Source organism: Lentzea sp. CC55 (assembly GCF_021056325.1).
In the GTDB taxonomy this organism is placed as follows: domain Bacteria; phylum Actinomycetota; class Actinomycetes; order Mycobacteriales; family Pseudonocardiaceae; genus Lentzea; species Lentzea jiangxiensis.
Genome location: NZ_JAJCXE010000008.1, coordinates 1 through 21,529 on the forward strand (window position 1 = coordinate 1; position 21,529 = coordinate 21,529).

At 70.5% G+C, this 21,529-nt stretch carries 23 protein-coding genes; 5 read left to right on the forward strand and 18 right to left on the reverse strand.

Annotated elements, in window-relative coordinates; genetic code table 11:
* The 7 genes from L6E10_RS04995 to L6E10_RS05025 all read right to left on the reverse strand — a co-directional run.
* On the reverse strand, nucleotides 1-303 hold a 303-nt coding region (locus L6E10_RS04995; RefSeq protein WP_236217231.1), incomplete at its 3' end, for a hypothetical protein.
* 78 nt (nucleotides 304-381) lie between these two features.
* Entirely contained in the window at nucleotides 382-2,025 is a 1,644-nt protein-coding gene (locus L6E10_RS05000; protein ID WP_236217233.1) for an AMP-binding protein, read from the reverse strand.
* A 186-nt stretch (nucleotides 2,026-2,211) separates the two neighbouring features.
* Nucleotides 2,212-2,910, reverse strand: a complete 699-nt coding sequence (locus tag L6E10_RS05005) for a FadR/GntR family transcriptional regulator (RefSeq protein ID WP_236217235.1) — start codon at nucleotides 2,908-2,910, stop codon at nucleotides 2,212-2,214.
* Nucleotides 2,911-2,912: 2 nt separating this feature from the next.
* Complete coding sequence (locus L6E10_RS05010; protein ID WP_236217238.1) at nucleotides 2,913-3,680, reverse strand: 3-oxoacyl-ACP reductase; 768 nt, start codon at nucleotides 3,678-3,680, stop codon at nucleotides 2,913-2,915.
* A gap of 26 nt (nucleotides 3,681-3,706) precedes the next feature.
* The gene (locus L6E10_RS05015) at nucleotides 3,707-5,059 is read right to left on the reverse strand and encodes an aldehyde dehydrogenase family protein (RefSeq protein ID WP_236217240.1); all 1,353 of its coding nucleotides are present in this window, start codon (nucleotides 5,057-5,059) and stop codon (nucleotides 3,707-3,709) included.
* Nucleotides 5,056-5,748 (reverse strand): gamma-glutamyl-gamma-aminobutyrate hydrolase family protein, encoded by a 693-nt coding sequence (locus L6E10_RS05020; RefSeq protein WP_236217242.1) that lies wholly within the window; start codon nucleotides 5,746-5,748, stop codon nucleotides 5,056-5,058. The genes L6E10_RS05015 and L6E10_RS05020 overlap by 4 nt, the downstream gene beginning before the upstream one ends.
* Complete coding sequence (locus L6E10_RS05025; protein ID WP_236217244.1) at nucleotides 5,735-7,075, reverse strand: glutamine synthetase family protein; 1,341 nt, start codon at nucleotides 7,073-7,075, stop codon at nucleotides 5,735-5,737. The genes L6E10_RS05020 and L6E10_RS05025 overlap by 14 nt, the downstream gene beginning before the upstream one ends.
* Before the next feature lie 111 nt (nucleotides 7,076-7,186).
* On the opposite strand from L6E10_RS05025, the gene eat reads away from it, so the two are divergent.
* From eat to L6E10_RS05045, 4 genes are all read left to right on the forward strand, one after another.
* Nucleotides 7,187-8,611, forward strand: a complete 1,425-nt coding sequence (eat, locus tag L6E10_RS05030) for an ethanolamine permease (RefSeq protein WP_236217246.1) — start codon at nucleotides 7,187-7,189, stop codon at nucleotides 8,609-8,611.
* Nucleotides 8,612-8,830: 219 nt separating this feature from the next.
* Nucleotides 8,831-9,610 carry an IniB N-terminal domain-containing protein gene (locus L6E10_RS05035; RefSeq protein ID WP_236217248.1) on the forward strand — a complete coding sequence of 260 codons (780 nt, stop codon included), beginning with the start codon at nucleotides 8,831-8,833 and terminating at the stop codon, nucleotides 9,608-9,610.
* A 13-nt stretch (nucleotides 9,611-9,623) separates the two neighbouring features.
* The gene (locus tag L6E10_RS05040; protein WP_236217250.1) at nucleotides 9,624-10,514 is read left to right on the forward strand and encodes an NAD-dependent epimerase/dehydratase family protein; all 891 of its coding nucleotides are present in this window, start codon (nucleotides 9,624-9,626) and stop codon (nucleotides 10,512-10,514) included.
* Nucleotides 10,511-11,374, forward strand: a complete 864-nt coding sequence (locus L6E10_RS05045; RefSeq protein ID WP_236217252.1) for a 3-hydroxybutyryl-CoA dehydrogenase — start codon at nucleotides 10,511-10,513, stop codon at nucleotides 11,372-11,374. Before L6E10_RS05040 ends, L6E10_RS05045 begins: the two co-directional genes overlap by 4 nt.
* Nucleotides 11,375-11,423: 49 nt before the next feature.
* Here L6E10_RS05045 and L6E10_RS05050 read toward each other — a convergent pair whose 3' ends face one another.
* The 11 genes from L6E10_RS05050 to L6E10_RS05100 form a co-directional block, all read right to left on the reverse strand.
* The gene (locus L6E10_RS05050) at nucleotides 11,424-11,999 is read right to left on the reverse strand and encodes an ATP/GTP-binding protein (RefSeq protein WP_236217254.1); all 576 of its coding nucleotides are present in this window, start codon (nucleotides 11,997-11,999) and stop codon (nucleotides 11,424-11,426) included.
* Nucleotides 11,980-12,345 carry a DUF742 domain-containing protein gene (locus tag L6E10_RS05055; RefSeq protein WP_236217256.1) on the reverse strand — a complete coding sequence of 122 codons (366 nt, stop codon included), beginning with the start codon at nucleotides 12,343-12,345 and terminating at the stop codon, nucleotides 11,980-11,982. Before L6E10_RS05055 ends, L6E10_RS05050 begins: the two co-directional genes overlap by 20 nt.
* Nucleotides 12,345-12,779, reverse strand: coding sequence for a roadblock/LC7 domain-containing protein (locus L6E10_RS05060; protein ID WP_236217258.1), 435 nt, complete (start codon nucleotides 12,777-12,779; stop codon nucleotides 12,345-12,347). Before L6E10_RS05060 ends, L6E10_RS05055 begins: the two co-directional genes overlap by 1 nt.
* Entirely contained in the window at nucleotides 12,776-15,115 is a 2,340-nt protein-coding gene (locus L6E10_RS05065) for a nitrate- and nitrite sensing domain-containing protein (protein ID WP_308102664.1), read from the reverse strand. The genes L6E10_RS05060 and L6E10_RS05065 overlap by 4 nt, the downstream gene beginning before the upstream one ends.
* A 238-nt stretch (nucleotides 15,116-15,353) precedes the next feature.
* Nucleotides 15,354-16,268, reverse strand: a complete 915-nt coding sequence (locus tag L6E10_RS05070; protein ID WP_236217260.1) for a superoxide dismutase — start codon at nucleotides 16,266-16,268, stop codon at nucleotides 15,354-15,356.
* Nucleotides 16,269-16,368: 100 nt separating this feature from the next.
* Nucleotides 16,369-17,172 carry an NYN domain-containing protein gene (locus L6E10_RS05075; protein WP_236217262.1) on the reverse strand — a complete coding sequence of 268 codons (804 nt, stop codon included), beginning with the start codon at nucleotides 17,170-17,172 and terminating at the stop codon, nucleotides 16,369-16,371.
* 25 nt (nucleotides 17,173-17,197) lie between these two features.
* Nucleotides 17,198-18,037, reverse strand: coding sequence for a helix-turn-helix transcriptional regulator (locus L6E10_RS05080; RefSeq protein WP_236217264.1), 840 nt, complete (start codon nucleotides 18,035-18,037; stop codon nucleotides 17,198-17,200).
* A 122-nt stretch (nucleotides 18,038-18,159) separates the two neighbouring features.
* On the reverse strand, nucleotides 18,160-18,894 hold the full coding sequence (locus L6E10_RS05085; protein WP_236217266.1) for a hypothetical protein: 735 nt from the start codon (nucleotides 18,892-18,894) through the stop codon (nucleotides 18,160-18,162).
* A 50-nt stretch (nucleotides 18,895-18,944) separates the two neighbouring features.
* Entirely contained in the window at nucleotides 18,945-19,268 is a 324-nt protein-coding gene (locus L6E10_RS05090; protein ID WP_236217268.1) for a hypothetical protein, read from the reverse strand.
* A 66-nt stretch (nucleotides 19,269-19,334) separates the two neighbouring features.
* Nucleotides 19,335-19,634 carry a hypothetical protein gene (locus tag L6E10_RS05095; RefSeq protein WP_236217270.1) on the reverse strand — a complete coding sequence of 100 codons (300 nt, stop codon included), beginning with the start codon at nucleotides 19,632-19,634 and terminating at the stop codon, nucleotides 19,335-19,337.
* Between the two features lie 10 nt (nucleotides 19,635-19,644).
* A complete protein-coding gene (locus L6E10_RS05100; protein WP_236217271.1) occupies nucleotides 19,645-21,084 on the reverse strand; it encodes a PucR family transcriptional regulator in 1,440 nt (479 codons plus the stop codon).
* A 128-nt stretch (nucleotides 21,085-21,212) separates the two neighbouring features.
* Here L6E10_RS05100 and uraH point away from each other — a divergent pair, with 128 nt between their 5' ends.
* Nucleotides 21,213-21,527 carry a hydroxyisourate hydrolase gene (uraH, locus tag L6E10_RS05105; protein WP_236217273.1) on the forward strand — a complete coding sequence of 105 codons (315 nt, stop codon included), beginning with the start codon at nucleotides 21,213-21,215 and terminating at the stop codon, nucleotides 21,525-21,527.
* Nucleotides 21,528-21,529: the final 2 nt, after the last annotated feature.

Below are 21,529 nucleotides of genomic sequence, written 5' to 3' on the forward strand. Positions count from 1 at the left end.
CCTCCGCCGCCCGCGGCAGCAGCGACCCCTTCGGTCGCGGTACCGGCACGCCCTGGCCGGGCGAGGCGTTTCGCGGGCCACCGCGCCACCCAGGTGGTCGCCGCGGGTCTGCTGGGGCTCGTCCTCGGCGGCGGCGTCGTGGGAGCGGTCGCCGCTGACCGGTCCGGCCACCGCGGCGGGCCCGGTCACGCGCGCGTCCACGAGCGCGGCGACCGCGGACCCGACCGGGATGACCGCGGTGGAGACCGCTTCGAGCAGCGCGGACCGTTCGGCGAGCGCGGAGACCGCTTCGAGCGGTGACACCGACCGAGCGCGCGGCTCACGTCCTGCCCGAGTCCCCGACGACGTGGGCCGCGCGCTCCCCGGAACTCACGAACGCCCTCAGCGGGCCTGCGGTCCCAGCCGGATCGCCAGCAGCTGCCGCCGCACCACCTTGCCGGTCGCGTTGCGCGGCAGCTTCGGCACGACCACGACCTCGCGCGGCACCTTGTGCCGCGCGAGCCGCGTCCGCACGAACTCGCGCAGCTCCCGCACGTCGATCCGCGTACCCGCCACCGGTACGACGAAGGCGCGCAACCGCTGCCCGTACTCGGGATCCGGCACGCCGAGCACCGCCGCGTCGCGCACCCGGTAGTGCGTCATCAGCAGGTTCTCGACCTCGACGGGGTAGACGTTCTCGCCACCGGAGACGATCATGTCGTCCTCGCGGCCGTCGAAGTACAGCCGGCCGCTGGGGTCGAAGTGGCCGAGGTCGCCGGTCGCGACCAAGCCGTCGATGGAGTCCTTCTGCGTGCCGTCGGTGTAGAGGTCGACGGTCAGCGAGCCGCGCACGTAGATCCGGCCCGTCACGAACGAGCGCGTGATGCGGTTGCCGTCCTCGTCGTAGAGGCGCACGACGCAGTTGTGCGGGGGCAGGCCGACGCTCGACGGCGCGGCGGCCAGGTCCTCCGGTGTGGCGATGGTGGCGACGGCGACTTCCGTTGAGCCGTAAAGGTTGTATAGCACCGGGCCGAGGACGGCCTGGGTGCGCTGCACGAGCTCCGGTGAGATCGGCGCGCCCGAGGAGAACACCACCTCGAGGTGGGACAGGTCGAACGAGTCGAGCACGTGGCGGTCGAGCTCCATGATCCGCTGCAGCATCGTCGGCACCAGCACGAGCGTCGTGCAGCGCTGGCCCTGCACCGACCACAGCGTCTTGCGCGGGTCGAAGCGGCGGTGCAGCACCGCGCGCGAGCCCAGCGACATCGCGAGCGTGAGGTGCGAGTAGCCGACCGAGTGGAAGATCGGGGCGGCGATGAACGTCGACTCGCCCGAGCGCATCGGGATGCGGTCGAGGAAGTCCGACGCGGTCAGCACCGACTTGATCTCGCGGGCCGTGCCCTTGGGGACGCCGGTCGTGCCGGACGTCAGCTGGATGACGACGCCGGGCTCGCGCGGTGGTTCCAGCTCGCCCCGCGGCGCCTTGGCCACCAGCTGGTCCAGCGTGGGCGTGCGGCGGTCCAGGCCGTCGCGCGACCACGATAGCCAGCGCGGGATCGACGGCGGCAGCTGGTGGAACAGCGGCGTGAACTCCTCGTCGTGGATGACGAGTGACGCCCGTTCACGCTGCAGGAGGTCGAGGACGACCGGCGCTCCGAAGCCCGTGTTCACCAGCAGGACGCGGACGCCGAGCTTCGCGCACGCCAGCAGCGACTCGACCATGCCGCGGTGGTTGCGGCACATGAGCGCGACGATGTGGGTGTGCTGCACGCCCAGCGCGCGCAGGCCCTGCGCGATCGCGTCGGACCGCCTGTCCAGCTGGCGGTAGGTGACGGAACCGCGCTCGTCGACGACCGCGACGCCGTCCGGGTTCAGCCGGACGGACCGGCGCAGCGCCGTGACGTTCGGCCCCCAGACCTTGACCTCCCGCAGCGCCTGCATGGACATCTTGACGTTCGTGATGCTCACCATGCCGGCGGCGGACAAGACGCGCAGCGAGTGCACCCGGCCCATGGCGTCGCGGAACACCTTGCGCAACCCTGGCATCAACAGCTCCTCGCGCTGCAAGTCCCCGAGGTGTTCGGACGGTAACTGTCCGCAAGGCTCTCGCCAAGGGTTGTTCCCCGCGGAATGTGCATGACAACACGACATTCTGAGGTGTAAACGTTTTCAGGTCGCCCGGATCCGAACCGTGACCATTCGCGCCCGTTTCGAAACCTGCTGTCCGGCCCATCAGACGAGGAAGCCGCGCAGCAACGACGCCGTTCCGTCGAGGTGCTCGGCCATCGCCTGGCGGGCCGTCGCGGGGTCTCCGTCCAAAATGGAGGTGATGATGCGCTCGTGCTGGGTGTTGGAGTGCGCGAGGTTCGGTTCGAGCAGCGGGATGTGGTCGAGCATCTCGTTGGTGCGCATCCGGGCCTCGGCGACGGCGGCCGTGAGCGACGCGGAGCCGGTGGCCTCGGCGATCGCGAGGTGCAGCCGCGAGTCCTTGCGGCGGTACTCGGCGAGCGACGAGGTGGAGGCCTCCTCCAGGCGGGCGCGCAGCCCGCGCCGTTCGGCCGGGCCGAGCGACCGGCCCGCCGCCGTCTCCGCGGCACCGGTCTCCAGCACCCCGCGCAGCGTCAGCAGGTCGTGCAGGTCGCCGAACTCCTTGCCGAGGGCGGGCTTCGGGATGACCTCGTTGACGAACGTGCCGCCGTACCGGCCGCGCCGTGACTCGACGTAGTCGTTCTCCTGCAACGACCTGATCGCCTCGCGCACGGTCACCCGGCTCACGCCGAGCCGGGTGGCCAGCTCCCGTTCGGACGGCAGCCGCTCCCCCGGCGCGACGACGCCGAGCCGGATGGACTGCATGAGCCGTTCGACGGTCTCCTCGAAGGCGTTGCCCGCCCGGACCGGGCGGAACAACGCCTCCTGCGCGTGCTCCACCATCTCTAGAGCGGTGTCACGTACGCGCCGGCGATGCCGCCGTCGACGAGGAAGTTCGACGCGGTGATGAACGACGAGTCGTCAGACGCCAGGAACGCGACGGCCGCGGCGATCTCCTCGGGTTCGGCGAACCGGCCGAGGGGCACGTGGACGAGGCGCCGCGCGGCCCGCTCCGGGTCCTTGGCGAACAGCTCCCGCAGCAGCGGGGTGTTGACCGGCCCGGGAGACAGGGCGTTGACGCGGATGCCCTCGCGGGCGAACTGCACGCCGAGCTCGCGCGACATCGCGAGGACGCCGCCCTTGGACGCCGTGTAGGAGATCTGGGACGTCGCCGCGCCCATCGTCGCCACGAACGACGCCGTGTTGATGATCGAGCCCTTGCCGCCGGCCTGCATGTGCGGAATGGCGTACTTGCAGCACAGGTAGACCGACGTGAGGTTCACCTTCTGCACGCGGTCCCACGCCTCGATGCCCGTCGTGAGGATCGAATCGTCGTCGGGCGGCGAGATACCGGCGTTGTTGAAGGCGATGTCCAGCTTGCCGAAGGTGTCCACAGTGGTCTGGAAGAGCGCTTTCACCTGCTCCTCGTCGGTCACGTCGACCTGGACGAACAGCCCGCCCACCTCGTCCGCCGCGGCCTTGCCCGTCGCCGGGTCGAGGTCGGCGACGACGACCTTCGCGCCCTCGCTCGCGAACCTGCGCGCGGTCGCGAGTCCGATGCCGCTGCCGCCGCCCGTCACGACGGCCACGCGGCCCTCGAGTCGCTGCACCATTTCTGTTCTCCTCGGGTTGCGCGGGATCAGGTTGCGATGAAGACGTTCTTGACTTCGGTGAAGGCGTCGAGCGCGTCCGGGCCGAGCTCGCGGCCGAGACCGGACTGCTTCACGCCGCCGAACGGCGTCCAGTAGCGGACGGACGAGTGGGAGTTGACCGACAGGTTGCCGGCCTCGACGGCGCGGGACACCCGGATCGCCCGGCCGACGTCGTTCGTCCAGATGGAACCGGACAGCCCGTACTCGGAGTCGTTCGCGATCCTGACGGCGTCGGCCTCGTCCTCGAAGGGCAGCACGACGACGACCGGGCCGAAGATCTCCTCGTGGACGGTCACGTGGTCCGCCGGCGGCGTCAGGACGGTCGGCGGGAACCAGAAGCCCGGTCCGTCCGGAGCCGTGCCGCGGAACGCGACGTGGGTGTCGTCTGGGACGTAAGACGCCACCTTGCCGAGGTGCGCCGCGGTGATGAGCGGCCCCATCTCGGTGGCCTCGTCGCCTGGTGCGCCGACCTTGACGCCTTGGACGGCGGGCTCCAGCAGTTCCATGAACCGGTCGTAGGCGCTCGCCTGCACGAGGATCCGCGACCGGGCGCAGCAGTCCTGCCCCGCGTTGTCGAACACCCCGTACGGCGCGGTCGCCGCCGCCTTCTCCAGGTCCGAGTCCGCGAAGACGATGTTGGCCGACTTGCCGCCCAGCTCCAGCGTCACCCGCTTCACCCGGTCCGCGCAGCCCGCCATGACCTGCTTGCCGACCTCGGTGGAGCCGGTGAAGACCACCTTGCGCACCAACGGGTGCGTGACGAACCGTGTGCCGACGACGCCGCCCTTGCCGGGCAGCACCTGGAACACGCCCTCGGGGATGCCCGCCTCCAGCGCGAGCTCGCCGAGCCGGACGGCGGTGAGCGGGGTGACCTCGGCGGGCTTGAGCACGACGGTGTTGCCGGCGGCCAGCGCGGGCGCGAACCCCCAGCCCGCGATGGGCATCGGGAAGTTCCACGGCACGATCACGCCGACGACGCCGAGCGGTTCGTGGAACGTGACGTCGAGGCCGCCCGCGACGGGGATCTGCTTGCCGAACAGGCGTTCCGGCGCCGCCGAGTAGTACTGCAGCACGTCGCGGACGTTGCCCGCCTCCCAGCGCGCGTTGCCGATGGTGTGCCCGGAGTTCTCGACCTCCAGCCGCGCCAGCTCCTCGGTGTGCGCGTCGACGACCTCCGCGAACCCGCGCAGCAGCCGGGCGCGGTCGCCGGGCGCGACGGTCCGCCAGCTCTCGAACGCCTTCTGCGCGCGGGCGATCGCCGCGTCCGTCTCTTCGAGCGAGGTGTGCGGGACGGACCGCACGACCTCCTCCGTGGCCGGGTTGATGACGTCGAAGGTCACGCTTTTCTCCTTGCAACATCCACGAGGGCCGCGAACAGCCTCAGGTCTTCGATGTCCTGCTCCGGGTGCGACTGCACGCCGACGACGAACCGCGCGCCCTCCAGCTCCACGGCCTCGACCGTGCCGTCGGGCGCCCGCGCCGTGACCCTGAGACCAGCCGCCACGCGGTCGAGCGACTGGTGGTGGTGGCACTGGACGGTCGTCCGGCCGCCGAGGATCCCGTGCAGCGCGGTGCCTCCGGCGATCTCGATCTCGGTGTGCTCGAAGACCGCGGGCGCCGGGTTGTGGCCCTCGACGTGCTGGTGCAGCGTGCCGCCGAGAGCCACGTTGAGCACCTGCATGCCCCGGCACACGCCGAGCAGCGGCAGGTCGAGCTTCAGCGCGGCCTCGACCAGGGCGAACTCGGCCTCGTCGCGGGCGGGGTTCGGCGTGCCGGTCCGCTCGTCGGGCTCCGCGCCGTAGGCGGCCGGGTCGATGTCGGCACCGCCCGCGATCACCAGGCCGTCGAGGAACGCGATGGTCTCGGCGTTCCACGCACCCACCGGCGGCAGCATGACAGGGTTGCCGCCGGCCTGGACCACGCAGTCGAGGTAGCCGCGGTAGAGCACCGCGGCCTCCACGTCCCAGTGCCCGAAGCGCGTGCGCTCCAGGTAGGTGCTGATGCCGACGAGGGGCTTAGAGGCGCTCAAAACCGCGCACCTTCTCCCAGTCCGTGACCGCCGCCTCGAACGCGTCGAGCTCGACCTTCGCCGCGTTCAGGTAGTGGTCGACGACGTCCTGCCCGAACGCGTCGCGCGCGATCGCGCTGGAGGCCAGCAGACCGGCGGCCTCCTTCAGCGTGGTCGGCACGGTGGGCCGGTCGGACGCGTAGGCGTTGCCGGCGAACTCGTCCTCGAGCTCCAGCTCCTGTTCGACGCCGTGCAGACCGGCCGCGATCAGCGCCGCCACCGCGAGGTACGGGTTGACGTCCCCTCCGGGCACCCGGTTCTCGAACCGCAGCGACTGGCCGTGGCCGACGACGCGCAGCGCGCACGTGCGGTTGTCCCGGCCCCACGCCACCGCGGTCGGCGCGAACGAGCCCCGCACGAAGCGCTTGTAGGAGTTGATGTTCGGCGCGAGGAAGTACGTGAGCTCCCGCAACCCGGCGAGCTGCCCGGCGAGGAAGTGCTCCATCAGCGGGGACATGCCGAGGCCCTCGGCGAAGACCGGCTCGCCGTCCTTCGAGCGCAGGCTCAGGTGGATGTGGCAGGAGTTGCCCTCGCGTTCGTTGTACTTCGCCATGAACGTGAGCGACTTCCCCTGCTGCGCGGCGATCTCCTTGGAGCCGTTCTTGTAGATGACGTGCTGGTCGCACGTGCGCAACGCCGTCGTGTAGCGGAAGGCGATCTCGTGCTGGCCGGGGTTGCACTCCCCCTTGGCCGACTCGACGACCATGCCCGCGCCCGTCATGCCGTTGCGGATGGCCCGCAGCAACGGCTCGACGCGCGCGGTGCCGAGCAACGAGTAGTCGACGTTGTACTGGTTGGACGGCGTGAGGTTGCGGTAGCCGGAGTTCCAGGCCCGCTCGTAGGTGTCGTCGAAGACGATGAACTCGAGCTCGGTGCCGACGTACGCGTCGAAGCCCAGTTCCGCGAGGCGGTCGAGCTGCTTGCGCAGGACCTGCCTCGGTGAGGCGACGACGGGGTCGCCGTTCTTCCAGACGACGTCGCACATGATGAGCGCGGTGCCCTCCTGCCACGGCACCCTGCGCAGCGTCTCCACGTCCGGCTTCATCACGAAGTCGCCGTACCCGCTCTCCCAGCTCGACATCTCGAAGCCGCTGACGGGGTTCATCTCGACGTCGACGGCGAGCAGGTAGTTGCAGCCCTCGGCGGAGTGGCCGAGGACCTCGTCGAGGAAGTACCGGGCGGCACACCGCTTGCCCTGCAGGCGACCCTGCATGTCCGCGATCGCGACGAGGACGGTGTCGATCTCACCGGTGTCCACGGCCTCGCGCAACTCTTCGACGGTCAGCATCTCCGCTTTCCTCCAAAGGTATGTCTACGAGCCATTGACGGCATCATCTTGACACCGCCGGGGGACGAGCGCCACCCTCAACCACTGCTCAAAGGGCTGTTAGGAGTCCATATGGCCAAGCACGTCGAGTACGAGAACGTGAGCAGCGACTACTTGGAGCACCGGCAGCTCAAACGTGGCGCGGCGGGGTGGGTCCTGCTGGCCGGGCTGGGTGTCTCGTATGTGATCTCCGGCGACTTCGCGGGGTGGAACTTCGGTCTCGCCCAGGGCGGGTGGGGCGGGTTGCTGGTCGCCACGGTCCTGATGGCGACGATGTACACGTGCATGGTGTTCGGTCTCGCCGAACTGGCCTCCGCACTGCCTGTGGCAGGCGCCGGCTACGGCTTCGCGAGGCGCGCACTCGGCCCGTTGGGCGGGTACGCGACAGGCATCGCCATCCTGATCGAGTACGCCATCGCCCCCGCGGCGATTTCGGTCTTCATCGGCGACTACGTCAAAGCGCTCGGCCTGCTGGACGCGACGTGGCCCGTGTACCTCGCCTGCTACGTCATCTTCGTCGGCATCCACCTGTACGGCGTGGGCGAGGCGTTGCGGGTGATGTTCGTGATCACCGGCGTCGCCGTCGTGGCCCTGGTGACGTTCGTGGCGGGCATGATCCCGAAGTTCGACGCCTCCAAGCTCTTCGACATCGGCGACGGCTCTTTCCTGCCGATGGGCGTGACGGGCGCGTGGGGCGCGATCGTGTTCGCGATCTGGTTCTTCCTGGCGGTGGAGGGCGTTCCGCTGGCCGCCGAGGAAGCCCGGGACCCCAAGCGGGACATGCCCCGCGGCATCATCGGCGCGATGGTGGTGCTGCTCGTGTTCGCCGCCGCGATCCTGCTGGTGGCACCGGGCGGCGCGGGCGCCAAGGCGCTGGAGGCGTCCGGCAACCCGTTGCCCGAGGCGGTCCGCGCGGCCTACGGCGGCGACAACTTCCTGGCGCAGCTGGTGAACTACGTCGGCCTGGCGGGCCTGGTCGCGTCGTTCTTCTCGATCATCTACGCCTACTCGCGCCAGCTCTTCGCGTTGTCGCGCGCGGGATACCTGCCGCGGTGGCTGTCGAAGACGGGCAAGCGCAAGACGCCGTACCTGGCGCTGATCGTGCCCGGCACCATCGGGTTCGCGCTGGCGACGATCATGAAGACGGCCGACCCGGTGACGGGCGGCGCGCGGCTCATCAACATCGCGGTGTTCGGCGCGGCTCTGTCGTACGTGCTGATGATGGTGTCGCACATCGTCCTGCGGAAGACGGCGCCGGACCTGCCGCGTCCGTACCGGACTCCCGGTGGTGTGGTGACCACGGGCGTGGCGCTGGTTCTCGCCGTTGCCGCTGTCATCGCCACGTTCTTCGTCGACGAGGTCGCTGCCGCCGTGACGGCGGGCATCGTCGTGATCGCCGTGGCCTACTACTGGTTCTACAGCCGGCACCACCTGGTCGCGAACGCTCCGGAGGAGGAGTTCGCGGCGATCGCCAGGGCGGAGGCCGAGCTCGACTGAGCAGGCGAGCGCTGGTCCTCGGCGGCACGGGCCTCATCGGCCGTGCCGCCGCTCGGCGTCCGCGCCCCCGACGAGGCAGGGCATCCCCTAACAGGTGACCGCCCGCCCCTAGGGAACCCGGCCGCCCGAGATCTAGGGCTCACACCCGATGCCCGGCAGATGGTGATCTCAGTACGGTTCCCGGCGACATCCCCGACCCGCCGTAGGAGCCCTACTTCCATGATGCAGCAGGCCACCCCGCAGCAGCCCGTTCAGCCCGCCGCCCCCGAGGCGACCGCCCCGGTCACCCCGGCGGCCGTGCCGCAGGAGGCCCAGCCGGCCACGCTGCAGGAGTTCGCCCTGAACCTCCTGAACGACCCGGCGGCCCTGTCGGCGTTCGACCTCGACCCCGAGGGCGTCCTCAGCTCCTGCGGCCTGAGCGACATCACCCCCGGTGACGTCCAGGAGATCCTCCCGCTGGTGCTCGACGCCGCCTCGTTCGCCGACGTCGACGGCCTCGCGTCCTACAGCGCCCTCACGGGCCTCGCGAACGTCGGCGCCGCCGGCGGCCTGGCCGGCGACCTGGCCGGCCACTGCGACGTGTCGAAGACCCTCGACGGCGTGACCGGCGTCGGCGACCTCTCCGGCCTGGGCGGCGTCACCGACCTCGGCACCGTCACCGACCTGTCCGGTGTCACGGACCTCGCCGGCACCGGCGACGTCCTCGGCACGGCGACCGGGGTGGCGGACGTCGGCGGCGTCCTCGGCACCGTCACCGGCGTGACCGGCGTCGTCTCCGTCGACGGCGTGCCCGGCGTGCTCGGCGCCGTCACCACCGACGTCACGACCGTCACCGACGTGGTCCACGAGGTCGTCCCGGACGTCGCGCCGGTCAGCGGCGTCCACGACACCGTCCACGGCGTCGTCGACGGCACCGTCGGCACCGTGCTCGGCGGCGACGTCGCCGACCTCGACCTGCTCGACGGCGTCGGTGGCCTGACCGAGGGCCTCGGCCTCTGATCTGATGTCCCGCGTGGGCAGACGAGCGTTGATCCTCGGCGGCACGGGCCTCATCGGCCGTGCCGCCGCCCGGCGTCTGCGGCAGGCGGGCTGGACCGTCGACGCCCCCGGACGCGAGGTGGACCGGGGCGATCCCGGGGCGTTGGCGGCCGCGATGGGCGACGGCGCCGACCTGCTGGTCGACTGCCTCTGCTATTCGGCTCGGGACGCGCGAACGCTGGTGCCGTTGGCGCGCAAGGCCCGTTCGGTCGTGATGATCTCGACCAAGGCCGTGTACGTGGACTCCCGGGGGCGGCACGCCAACTCCGACGACCCTCCCCGCTTCGACGGCCCCGTGTCCGAGGACCAGCCGACGCTCGCGCCCGCGGTCTCGGATCCGTTCACGCGCGAGGGGTACGGGCCGAACAAGGTCGCGGCGGAGCGGACGTTGCTCGACAGCGGCCTGCCCGTCACCGTGCTGCGAGCGTCCAAAGTGCACGGTCCCGGCAACAAGCGCCCGCTGGAGCAGTACTTCGTCGAACGGGTCCTCGCCGGGCACAAGGTGGTCGTGCTCGCGTCACGCGGCGAGGGCGTGGACCACCCGACCGCCACCGCGAACCTGGCCGCGTTGATCGAGGCGGTCGCGGAGAACCCCGGCGCGCGCGTGCTGAACGCCGCGGACCCGGACGCCCCGAACGGCCTGGAGATCTCCCGGATCATCGCCCGCTCGCTGCGGCACGAGTGGCGCGAGGTCCTGCTGGACCACGACCAGGCGGGCCGCCACCCGTGGCGGCGCGGCTTCGTCCTCGACACCTCGGCGGCACGCGCGCTCGGCTACGTGCCGGTGGGCGACTACGCCCACACCGTCCAGGAGGCTCTCCGCGACCTCGTTTCGAGCAGGTCGTGGCAGGATCGGGCGTTGTGAGTGACATTCAACGTGTGGGAGTCGTCGGTTCCGGCCTCATGGGCTCCGGAATCGCCGAGGTGAGCGCCCGTGCCGGCCTCGACGTCATCGTCGTCGAGGTCAACGCGGGCGCGGCCGAGGCGGCGCAGGGGCGGATCGCCACCTCGCTGGCCAGGGGCGTCAAGTCGGGCAAGCTGAGCGAAGCGGACCGCGACGCCGCGCTCGGCCGCATCCGCTTCACGACCGACATCGGCGACTTCGCCGACCGCCAGTTCGTGGTCGAGGCCGTCGCCGAGAACGAGCAGGTCAAGACCGAGGTCTTCACCGCGCTCGACAAGGTCGTGACCGACGAGGACGCCATCTTCGCGTCGAACACGTCGTCCATCCCGATCATGAAGCTCGGCATGGCCACCAACCGGCCCGAGCAGGTCATCGGCGTGCACTTCTTCAACCCGGTGCCCGTCCTGAAGCTGGTCGAGATCGTGCCGTCGCTGCTGACCGGCGCCGCCACGCAGGACCGCGCCGAGGCGTTCGTGCGCGAGACCCTGCACAAGGAGGTCATCCGCTCGCAGGACCGCGCCGGCTTCGTGGTCAACGCGCTGCTGATCCCCTACCTGCTCTCGTCGATCCGCATGCTGGAGTCCGGCTTCGCCTCGGCCGACGACATCGACAACGGCATGGTGCTCGGCTGCGCCCACCCGATGGGCCCGCTGCGCCTCACCGACCTGATCGGCCTCGACACCACGAAGGCCATCGCCGAGTCGATGTACGAGGAGTTCAAGGAGCCGCTGTACTCGCCGCCGCCGCTGCTGCTGCGCATGGTGGACGCGGGCCTGCTGGGCAAGAAGTCGGGCCGCGGTTTCCACAACTACGCGAAGTGATCGCGGCGAAGGCCCGCTCCGGGGAGCGGGCCTTCTGCTCGCACCACGGCTACACGGCCGCCAGCCGGTTCATCGAGTGCTGGATCAGCCCGACCAGCACCGCCTTCGACGACTCCCGGTTCCGCGCGTCGCACAGCACCACCGGGATCGTCTCGTCCAGGTCGAGCGCGTGCCGCACCTCGTCCACCGTGTAGTTCTGCGACCCGTCGAAGCAGTTCACGGCCACGATGAACGGGATGCCGCGGTGCTCGAAGAAGTCGATCGACGGGAACGACGAGTCGAGCCGCCGCGTGTCGACGAGGACGACGGCGCCGATCGCGCCGGTCGCCAGCTCGTCCCACATGAACCAGAACCGGTTCTGGCCCGGCGTGCCGAAGAGGTACAGCACCACCTTGGTGTTGATGGTGATGCGCCCGAAGTCCAGGGCGACGGTGGTGGTGTCCTTGCCCTCGACGCCCACGAGGTCGTCGACGTGCACGCCGGCCTCGGTGAGCAGCTCTTCTGTCCGGAGCGGCGGGATCTCGGACACCGACGCGACCATCGTGGTCTTGCCGGTGCCGAACCCGCCCGCGATGACGATCTTGACCGCGGTCGGCACGGTCAGCTCAGATGCCACGAACACCATCCAGTACGGCCTGCAGGAGATCCCTGTCCGGGATCGTGGGGGAAGAGGTCTGCACGAGCACGTCACCCCGCTCGATGAGGTCCGACAGCAGGACCTTCACGACGACGAGCGGGACGTCGAGGTAGGCGGCGACCTCGGCGACCGAGAGCGGGCGTGCGCACAGGGCCATGATCTCGCGATGTTCGACCGTCAGCGACGTCTGGTCGGACGCAAACGCGGCGGCCCGGACCTGCGTCACGAGGTGCAGGTCGGGCGCGTTCGGCCGGGTGCGGCCGCGCACCATCGCGTAGGGCCGCACCAGCGGCCCCGCGGCCTCGTCGTACCACCAGTCGTCCCGCGCGCTCATCAGCGCGACTCACGCGCCGAGGGGACGGTGGCGGTCTCCGCGCGCGGTGCCGACGACAGGTACGTTCCCACGCGCTTGACCAGCATGTTCATCTCGTACGCGATCATGCCCATGTCGGCGTCCTCCTCGCCCAGGACGGCCAGGCAGGCGCCGTGCCCGGCAGCGGTCACGAACAGGTAGGCGTGCTCCATCTCGACGATGGTCTGGCGCACCGCACCGCCGCCGAAGTGGCGGCCGGTGCCGCGGGCGAGCGACTGGAACGCCGACGCCATCGCGGACAGGTGCTCCGAGTCGTCGCGGGACAGCCCGGCCGAGCGGCCGAGCAGGAGTCCGTCCGCCGACAGCACGACCGCGTGGCGGGCGCCGACCACGCGCTGGATCAGGTCCTCCAGCAACCAGTTCAGTTCGCCGTGCTGGCTGTGGTTGTCCTTCATGACGAGGGGGCTCCTTCTGATCTCCAGTCATCGGTCAGCCTCGCGTCACGGGTGCCGCGCTGGAACGCGGCGAGCCCGTCACGGGTTCGCTCGGCCGACCTTTCGCCGGTCACCGGCTCGGCGTGGGGTGGCGGTTCCTCAGACGGGTGCACGAGCTGCGGCGCGAGGTTCTGCCGCTTCTTCCTGCGGGGAAGGGGTGCCTTCCCGTCTCCCGTGGGAGGAGGTGCCGCTGGGGGTGGTTCGTCCGCCGGTGCACCTGTCCCGGGAACGCCGGCGGGCGCCAAGGCGTTCAGGCCCGCGTGCAGGGCCTTGAGCCCCTCGGGCGTGACCGTGATCGGGAAGCTCGGGTGCTCCTCGGGGTGCCGGTCGTGCAACGACCGCACCGGCGGCATCTGCGTGGTCTCGGTGATGTCGCCCGCGGTGTCGTGCGGGGCGATGATGTTCGGCGGCAGGACGCACAACGCAACGGTGCCACCACCGGGCGAGTCGCGCAGCTCGACCTTGATGCCCCGCCGCGCCGCGAGACGGGCGACGACGAAGAGCCCCAGCCGGGACTCGCCGCGGAAGGCCATCGTCTCGAAGTCCGGCGGGTTGGAGAGCTTCGCGTTGGCCTGCAGGCGTTCCTCCTGCGTGAGGCCGAGGCCGTGGTCCTCGATCTCGATCACGATCCCGTGCGGCGCCGCGGTGGAGTGGATGACCACCTCCGACCGCGGCGACGAGAACGCCGTCGCGTTGTCGACGAGCTCCGCCAGCAGGTGGATGGTGTCGGCGACGGCGACGCCCACGAGCGCGCGGTCGGGCACCGGGTTGACCCGGACGCGGACGTACTGCTCGGTCTCGGCGACCGCGGACCGGATGACGTCGCTCAGGCGCACCGGCTTGCGCCACTGCCTGCCCGGCTGCTCCCCGGCGAGGATGATCAGGTTCTCGGCGTTGCGGCGCGCGCGGGTCGCCAGGTGGTCGAGCTGGAAGAGCGAGTCGAGCTGCTCGGGGTGCTCCTCCTCGCGCTCCAGCTTGTCGAGGATCTTGAGCTGGCGGTGCACGAGCCCCTGGTTGCGGTGCGCGATGTCGAGGAAGACCCGGTTGACGCCCTCGCGGGCCTGCGTCTCCTTCACCGCCGCCGCGACCGCCGTGTACTGGGCGGTGTTGAACGCGTCGGCGACCTGGCCGATCTCGTCGTTGCCGTAGTCCAGCGGCGGCATGTCGCGGTGGACGTCCACGTGCTCGCCGCCGCGCAGCCGCGCCACGATGTGCGGCAGCCGTTCCTGGGCCAGCCGCAGGGTGTCCTCGCGCAACGACGTCAGCCGCGTGATCAGGGCCCTCGACACGAGCCGGTTCGAGATGCGCAGCGCCAGCACGATGCCGACCACGACCGCCAGCAACGCGATCAGGCTGCCGATCAGCACCGCGGCCACCCGGCTGTCGGCCTTGTCGAGACCGAGGTCGGCCGCGTCACGCGCCTGCCGGACGGCGAGCCCGACGAGGTTGTCGTGCACGGGACCGGCCGCCGAGCGCCACTGCCGGTCGGTCACCGACCGGTCGCCGTTGATGATCCGGCCCTCGAGGTCGAGCAGCGTCCGGTACTCGGCGCTGCCGCGCAGCGCGTCGTACTGACCCCTCGCCTGCTCCAGCGCGAACGGGATCGTGGAGTCGAGGCTCGAGTGGTAGGCGCCGGCGAGCCGGGAGAACTCGACGCGCTCGGCCGGGGTGAACGTGCCGTTGAGCAGCCCGCGCGACCCGATCGTGGTGCCCCGCGACAGCCAGTCCGCGGCCTGGAAGATCGTGACGGCCTGGACGTTCGCCTGGCCCGCCTCCGCGTCCGGCACGAGCCGCGCCTGCCGTGCCAGCAGGGCGATGCCCGAGTCGAGCAGGCCGTTGTAGTAGTCGTAGACCGCCTGCGGGCTCGCCGTCCTCGCCTCGACGCGCGAACGCTGCTGCGGCAGCTCGTCCAGCGCGGAGCCGAGCGCGGAGATCCGGCCGGCGATGTCCTGGGGCGCGTCGTCCGCGAGGTCAGCGAACGCGTCCCTCATCCTCCGCACGGCCTCGTCGGTCCGGCCGTGCTGGTTCTTCAGCTCGCCTGCTCCCTCGGCACCGCTGAGCAGTTCGAGGCTCAGCCCGCGTTCCTCCTGCAGTCCGGCGAACGCCTCGACGGACGGGATCGCCGCGCCCTTCACCCCGGCCGCGACGGAACGCATGTAGAAACCGTCGAAAAGGGTGTAAGAGGAGAAAACGGCCCACATGACGAGGAGCACCACGCTCGGAACGACCACGACACCGGCCAGCCGCGACCGAATGGTCCGGTAGTTGGTCGGTGTGTAACCGCTCTTCTCGTTCACAGCGCTCTCACGGTCTCCTGTGTCCCACGGCTAGCGCTGCGGGTTACCTGAGTAACTCCTTCGGCTGCATTCAAGTTACGGCGAGTGATCATGGTTACTCGTTGACAGCGATCACACGCGGTATGCGGTTGGCAGGCTACCCAGTCGAGTGAGTGAAGCAACACCCGGTACGGGGGTTCTCACAAGGCAAGAACCCCCGTACGGGCTAGTGTTCCGCCGCCTGTTCCGTTCCCCGTCGCTAAGGACGCTCGACCGCGACGACGTTGTAGGTCGTCTCGGGCGTCGGAGGAGTCGTGAAGCGGGCATTCGGCAGGTAGAGGCGCTTGCCGAACGCGGCGACCGTCGTGGGAACGTCGAAACGAGCGTCCGTGCGTTCCGCGGCGAGCGTTGCCCCATCACGGCTCAACGTGTACCGCGCGACTTTGTTGAGCCTGTTTTGCACCACGTACAACTGCCGCCCCTCGCGCAACAGCCCGTCACCATTGGTGAGTGTTTGACCGTTCAAATTGATCTCGGTCGTTTTCCCGCTCCGGGGATCGGCCCTGAACAGCTTTCCGGTGTTGCTCTGCACGACGATCAGCCCGCCGCCGAGCCCGGTGACGATCCCGTTGAGGTTCGTCGCGCCGGGCGTGATGACGAGGTCGCCGGTCAGGGCGAGCGTGCGGTGCGGCTCGAGGCTCAGCGGCACCTCGTAGAGCACCGCCTTGCGCGAGTCGGTGAACCACGCCGACTTCTCGGTCAGCACGACGTCGTTGACGAACGTGTCCGCGGTCGCGAACTGGAACTTCGCCAGCAAAGCACCACTTCGCGCGTCGTAGACCCGTGCGTCGCCGCCGACGCCACCGGCGACCCAGAGCCGCTTGCGCGAGTCGACCTTCAGGCCGAGCGACGGGGTGCCGGGCCCCTTCGCGAGCACCTTCCCCCGGCCCGTGCGCAGGTCCGCCGCGTAGATCGACCCGTCGGCCCGCGACCCGAAGTAGGCCGTGGTGCCGCTGATCGCGATGCCTTCCGGTTGCCACCCGTCGGGCAGCGAGAACTCGGTGGGGAAGCTCCCGGGACGGGAGTGCCCGGAACCGTCCGCGGTGGCCGGCGCCGCGACGCCGAGCGTGACGCCCAGAACCGCCGCGAGCAGGACACCGAATCTGCGGTACATGCCGCCTCCTTGTCGGATTGGGGTGCCCCCGATCCTTCTCCAGCCCGGCGGCAGAACCGGAGTTTCCTCAGCAATCCGACATCTCCCCAGCTCAGCGCTCTCAGCTGACGGGACGCCGCCGCTTGTCGCGGGTGTAGATGATCGCCGACTTGCCCTCCCCCGGGCTGCGGCGCTCCAGCTCGAACAGCGTCGTCGCGGTGATCAGGTCGCTGAGCTTGGTGTAGCCGTAGGTGCGGGAGTCGAAGTCCGGCCGCTGCTTGGTGATGATGTTGCCCACCGATCCCAGCGCCGCCCAGCCGTCGTCGTCCGAGGCGGCCTCGACCGCGTTGCGCAGCTGCTTCACGAGCGCGCTGTTGGCCTTGAGCTGCGCGGCCGCCGTCGCGGTCTTCTGCTTGGGCGCCACCTCCTCGGGCGTCGTCGCGCCGGTCAGGTTCTCGATGTAGACGAACTTGTCGCAGGCCGCCACGAACGGCTGGGGCGTCTTGCGCTCGCCGAACCCGTAGACGGTGAGCCCGGACTCGCGCAGCCGCGCGGCGAGCCGGGTGAAGTCGCTGTCGCTCGACACGATGCAGAACCCGTCGAAGCGCTCCGAGTACAGCAGGTCCATCGCGTCGATGACCATCGCCGCGTCCGTGGCGTTCTTGCCGGTCGTGTACGCGAACTGCTGGATGGGCTGGATCGACTGCGCGAGCAGGTGCTCCTTCCAGCCCTTGAGGTTCGTGCCGGTCCAGTCGCCGTAGGCCCGCTTCACGTGCGCGGTGCCGTACTTGGCGACCTCGGCGAGCAGGTCTTCGGTGATCGAGGGCCGCGCGTTGTCCGCGTCGATCAGCACCGCGAGCCTGGCTGTGTTCTCGCCGACCACGACCTGCACACCTCCGTCGTCCGTCCACCCGGTCGGCGCCATCGTCGCACGCCCCGCTCCGGCGGGCTCACAGCTCGGCCGCCGCCTCGGCGATCAGCTCCAGCGACTCCCCGGTCCCCGCCGCGACCTGCCGCAGCCGCGCGAACCGCCGAGCGCACTGCTCGGTCAGCCCCGGCCCCTCGGCGTACTCGCCCTTGAGGAACGTCTCCAGGTACGCCACGTCGTCGTGCTGCCGGTGCGGGAAACCGAGCAGCGTGAACGGTGATCCCATCGCCGGGTAGGCCCCGGCGCCGCGCGGCACCACCTGAACGCTCACCCCGGGTTGCTCGCTCACCTCCATGAGGTGCAGCAGCTGCGCCTTCATCACCCGCGGCCCGCCGACGACCTGCCGCAGCACGGCCTCCGGGAACACCACCTCCACCGACAGCGGGTCCTTGTCGCCGAGGCGGCCGGCCCACGCCTCGCGCACCGCCGCCACCCGCGCGGCGCGCACGGGCTCGTCCTCGCGCAGAACGGCATCGGTGTACCCGGGGAGCTGGAAGACCGGCGGAACGAGATCCGTCGTGAACGCGCGCAGCACCGTCGCCTCGAACACGAGATCGGCGAAGTCCGCGGCCGGGTCGAACTGCACCGCACCCGAAACGCGCGAACGAACTCGTTCCGCGTACTGCGCCCGCAACACCACGGCTTGCCATTCCGCGGTGGGCACCTTGTAGACGTAACCGAGCGCCATGACGTCCACGGGCGCCGACGGCTGCACGGCGTTCTCCATCATGGACAGCTTGGCGCTGCTGAAACCCACGCGCTGACCGGCCTCGGTGAGGCTCAGCTCGCGCTCACCGCGCCACCCGGCCAGCTGCCGCCCGATGGCGCGTTCGAGCGTCGTGGCCCGGAAATCCTTCGGCATGACGCGAAGGATATGACCAATTCGGATTCCCGAAAGGGACGGGTCGGTGTGGACAACCCTTAAATACCAACGATCTCCGTTCAACGGCGGGCTTTGCGTTAAACGACCGAGAGCACTTTTTACTATTGATAGCGCTTTGCGCGCGCATGAGCACGCACGAGGTCGTGGAACCGGAACGCGTCATCGCCGACCTCGGTCAGCAACGACTTCTCCACCAGGTCGTCCAGCGCGTCCTCGACGTCGCACTCGGGCTCCCCCGCGATCGCCGCCGCCACCGGCACGCCGAACGCGTCCGCCTCCCACGCGCACAACCGGTAGAGCCGCGCCTGCCGCTCGGGAAGCTCCACATAGGACAGGTCGAGCAGCCGCCCGAGCCGTCCGTCGTCGGTGAGCGGCCCGACCTCGACGGCGTGCGCCCGCGGCAGGTCCAGCTCCGACCGGCTCGTCACGAGCACCGTGCCCGACGCCGGCAGCAGCGGCGTCACCTGCTCGGCCGAGTCCGCGCCGTCCAGCAACAGGGTGAACTGCCGGCGCGTGACGAGCCCGCGGAACACCGCCTGCTCCTCGCCGGGATCGGCGCCGAGCCCGAACGCCCTCAGCACCCGCCCGAGGTCGTGCGCTCCGAGGTCGACGTACAGCTGATCACCGGATCCCCGCTCCCACAACCACTTCAGCGCCAGCGCGGTCTTGCCCGCCCCGCCCGCGCCGTGCAGCAGCGTCACCCCGGACCGGATCGCGTCCAGCTCGGCGTCCCTGCCGACGAAGTGCCGCGGCGGCGCGGGAGGCCGGAACCTCGGCGGTACGTCGTTCCTGCCCCTGATGACCCCTGCGGCGGCCCCGGCCAGCACGTCACCCATACCCGCACCTCCCCGACACGTCGAAGTTACGGTCTTTCCCGCGTCTTGCATCAGACGGCCATAGAGTGATCGCACGTGAGCGCGGCCCCGGTGCTCGACGTCGAGGACCGCACCTGCCGCCCATTGACGATGATCTTGCACGTGAGCTCGCCGTGCACGCCCTCCAGCCGGATGGCGACCCGCCCCTTGCGCTTGCCGATGCGCTCGAACGGCATGTCGGGGTTGCGCAGGGTGCGTTCCTCCTCGCCGGGGAACGTGTAGGTGAGCTGGTCGGTCGTGCCGGTCCCCTCGACCACCACGCGGATGCTGGGCGCCGCCGCGCAGCCGGTCGCTCCGGCCAGCAGCAGGCCCACGAGTAAAGCGGCGGTCTTCATGCCGGGAACGGTAGGAAGCGCGGGGGTGCTCCGGCATCAGCCTGAAGGCTCGACCGGTATCAGCCATCAGAGTGACAACCCGAGGCCCCTCAGTCGTTCCTCGACCCTGAACCGCTCGACCTCGCGGTCCACTCCCTCCCCCAGGACGTCCAGCCGGTGCTCCACCTCCAACGCCGAACAGGCCTGCGCGAGCAACGCGTCATGGGCCTGACGAGCACCGATCTTCTTGGCGGCCGACACGCCGGGCCCGAAGCAGGCCCGTGCCCGGCGCACACGACGGAGGTCGGCCGCTATTCGTTCTATCGGCCGATGGTCGGGCACCGGGGCGGAAGGCCGCAGGAGCGCCTTCACGAAACCGAAGGGCACGCACCCCAAGCTACCCCGCCTGCAACGCCAGGAAGAGGTCCACGCGCGCCTCGAACTCCGCGAGGTCGACGCCCAGCAGTCCCTCGACCCGGCCGACCCGGTACCGCAGCGTGTTCACGTGGACGTGCAGCCGGGCGGCGGCCGCGGTCCACGAGCCGGAGCAGTCGAGGAACACCTTCAGCGTGCCGACGAGGTCCGAGCCGTGTTCGGCGTCGTAGTCGAGGACCGGTCCGAGGAGGCGGCGGCGCAACGAGGTGCGCAGCTCCTCCGGCACGCCCGCGAGCAGCAGTTGGTGCAGTGCGATCTCCTCGCCCGCCACCACGCACGTGCGGCCGCCGCGTCGTTCGCCCAGGCGGCGTGCGTGCGCGGCCTCTTCCGCGGCTCCTCGCAGGCCGCGCCACTCGACCGGGGAGCTGATGCCGACGAGCACGCGGGACGAGCCGAGGCCCGGTTCCATCACGCGCATCGCCTCGCGGACGTCGTCGGGTTGTGAGTCGCCTGCTTTCGCCACGGCGTAGACGGTGTCGCCGACGGGGGTCACCAGCGCCCGGGGCAGCGTCTCCTCCAGCACCGCGGCGGCGAGGTGCGTGCGCTGGTCGGACGTCACGGCGCTGATGACGCGCAGGCGGGTCCGTTCCAGGCCGGCGGCGGCGAGGCGGGACTCGAGGTCGGCCGAGCCGCTCAGGACGGCGGAGACCAAGGGGGCGGCGGTGCGGTTCTCGATCCGGCGGCCCTGGGCCTGGCGCAGGCGTTCCAGGCCGACCAGCGACGCGAGCTCGGCGGCGGCCTCCTGCTGCACCGGGCCGCCGACGACGAGGATCCAGCTGGTGAGGCGGGTGCCGCCGCGTTCGGAGACGGGCACGAGGGTCATGCCCCTGACCGTCTTCGGGAGCCGGTCGGCCTGGAGGAACTCCTTCACGAGCGTCTGGCGGTCCGGCAGCGCGCCGCCCGCGACGACCCGGCCGGCGGTGGAGAGCACCCAGCAGGGCGCGTTCAGCTCGTGGCCGCCCGCCAGCAGCAGCGCGGGCAGGCCGGAGCCCTCGGCGACGACGTTCAGCAGGCGGCGGTGCCGGGAGAGGCCGGCCAGTTCCATCGAGACGCGTTCGGTGATGGTCGCGAACGAGAGGTCGACGGGCACTTCGAGCAACGGCACGTGGTGGCGCAGGCAGGCTCCGACCAGGTCGGACGGCAGCGCGCGGTTCTCGGGCCCGGAGGCGGCGAGGCCTGCGACGCGGGCGGAGGCGAGCGAGCGGACGAACGTCTCGGAGTCCTGCGGGCCGTGGTGCCAGAGCAGGCCGGAGAGCACGAGCTCCCCGCCGGACAGGTACCGGCTGGGGTCGGGCAGCTCCGTTCCGTACACGCGGGTGACCGTGCGGTCGAGCTGGTCCTCACCGGTGTGCAGGCTCAGGCGCAGTTCCGGCATCCCCAGCAACGTCCGCAGCAACAGCATGACAGGTCACTTTCGTCCATTCGTGTTTGTAGGAAAGCACAAATCCTCGTTGTGCAGGAGCCCGGCGATTCATGTACTCCTGCCGTAGAGGAAGGCAGCCGTACCTCTGTGTACTGGCTCACAACCGGATGGGAGGGCGAGTGACGATCTCCACGCACGTGCTGGACGCGGCGCGCGGCAAGCCGTTCACGGGCATCGCCGTGTCGCTGCAGCGCCGCGACGGGACAGAGGTGGCGAGCGCCGAGACGGACGCCGACGGACGGATCACCGGATGGGGTGAGGGTCTGGAGGCCGGGGTGTACCGGCTGGTGTTCGACACCGCGCGGGCCGCGCCGTTCTTCCCCGAGGTCGTGCTCACCTTCGACTACTCCGACCCCGCGCAGCACCACCACGTGCCGCTGCTGCTGTCGCCGTTCGCCTACTCCACCTACCGAGGTAGCTGACG

Excerpts from the sequence above, each read along its gene's own strand:
- L6E10_RS05060 (WP_236217258.1), bottom strand. The coding sequence starts at position 12,779 with ATGAAGGACAACCACAGCCAGCACGGCGAACTGAACTGGTTGCTGGAG.
- L6E10_RS05025 (WP_236217244.1), bottom strand. The coding sequence starts at position 7,075 with ATGCTGACCGTCGAAGAGTTGCGCGAGGCCGTGGACACCGGTGAGATC.
- L6E10_RS05050 (WP_236217254.1), bottom strand. The coding sequence starts at position 11,999 with ATGGTGTTCGTGGCATCTGAGCTGACCGTGCCGACCGCGGTCAAGATC.
- eat (WP_236217246.1), top strand. The coding sequence starts at position 7,187 with ATGGCCAAGCACGTCGAGTACGAGAACGTGAGCAGCGACTACTTGGAG.
- L6E10_RS05090 (WP_236217268.1), bottom strand. The coding sequence starts at position 19,268 with ATGAAGACCGCCGCTTTACTCGTGGGCCTGCTGCTGGCCGGAGCGACC.
- L6E10_RS05000 (WP_236217233.1), bottom strand. The coding sequence starts at position 2,025 with ATGCCAGGGTTGCGCAAGGTGTTCCGCGACGCCATGGGCCGGGTGCAC.
- L6E10_RS05085 (WP_236217266.1), bottom strand. The coding sequence starts at position 18,894 with ATGGGTGACGTGCTGGCCGGGGCCGCCGCAGGGGTCATCAGGGGCAGG.
- L6E10_RS05070 (WP_236217260.1), bottom strand. The coding sequence starts at position 16,268 with ATGTACCGCAGATTCGGTGTCCTGCTCGCGGCGGTTCTGGGCGTCACG.
- uraH (WP_236217273.1), top strand. The coding sequence starts at position 21,213 with ATGGGAGGGCGAGTGACGATCTCCACGCACGTGCTGGACGCGGCGCGC.
- L6E10_RS05100 (WP_236217271.1), bottom strand. The coding sequence starts at position 21,084 with ATGCTGTTGCTGCGGACGTTGCTGGGGATGCCGGAACTGCGCCTGAGC.
- L6E10_RS05055 (WP_236217256.1), bottom strand. The coding sequence starts at position 12,345 with ATGAGCGCGCGGGACGACTGGTGGTACGACGAGGCCGCGGGGCCGCTG.
- L6E10_RS05035 (WP_236217248.1), top strand. The coding sequence starts at position 8,831 with ATGATGCAGCAGGCCACCCCGCAGCAGCCCGTTCAGCCCGCCGCCCCC.
- L6E10_RS05075 (WP_236217262.1), bottom strand. The coding sequence starts at position 17,172 with ATGGCGCCGACCGGGTGGACGGACGACGGAGGTGTGCAGGTCGTGGTC.
- L6E10_RS05080 (WP_236217264.1), bottom strand. The coding sequence starts at position 18,037 with ATGCCGAAGGATTTCCGGGCCACGACGCTCGAACGCGCCATCGGGCGG.
- L6E10_RS05005 (WP_236217235.1), bottom strand. The coding sequence starts at position 2,910 with ATGGTGGAGCACGCGCAGGAGGCGTTGTTCCGCCCGGTCCGGGCGGGC.
- L6E10_RS05010 (WP_236217238.1), bottom strand. The coding sequence starts at position 3,680 with ATGGTGCAGCGACTCGAGGGCCGCGTGGCCGTCGTGACGGGCGGCGGC.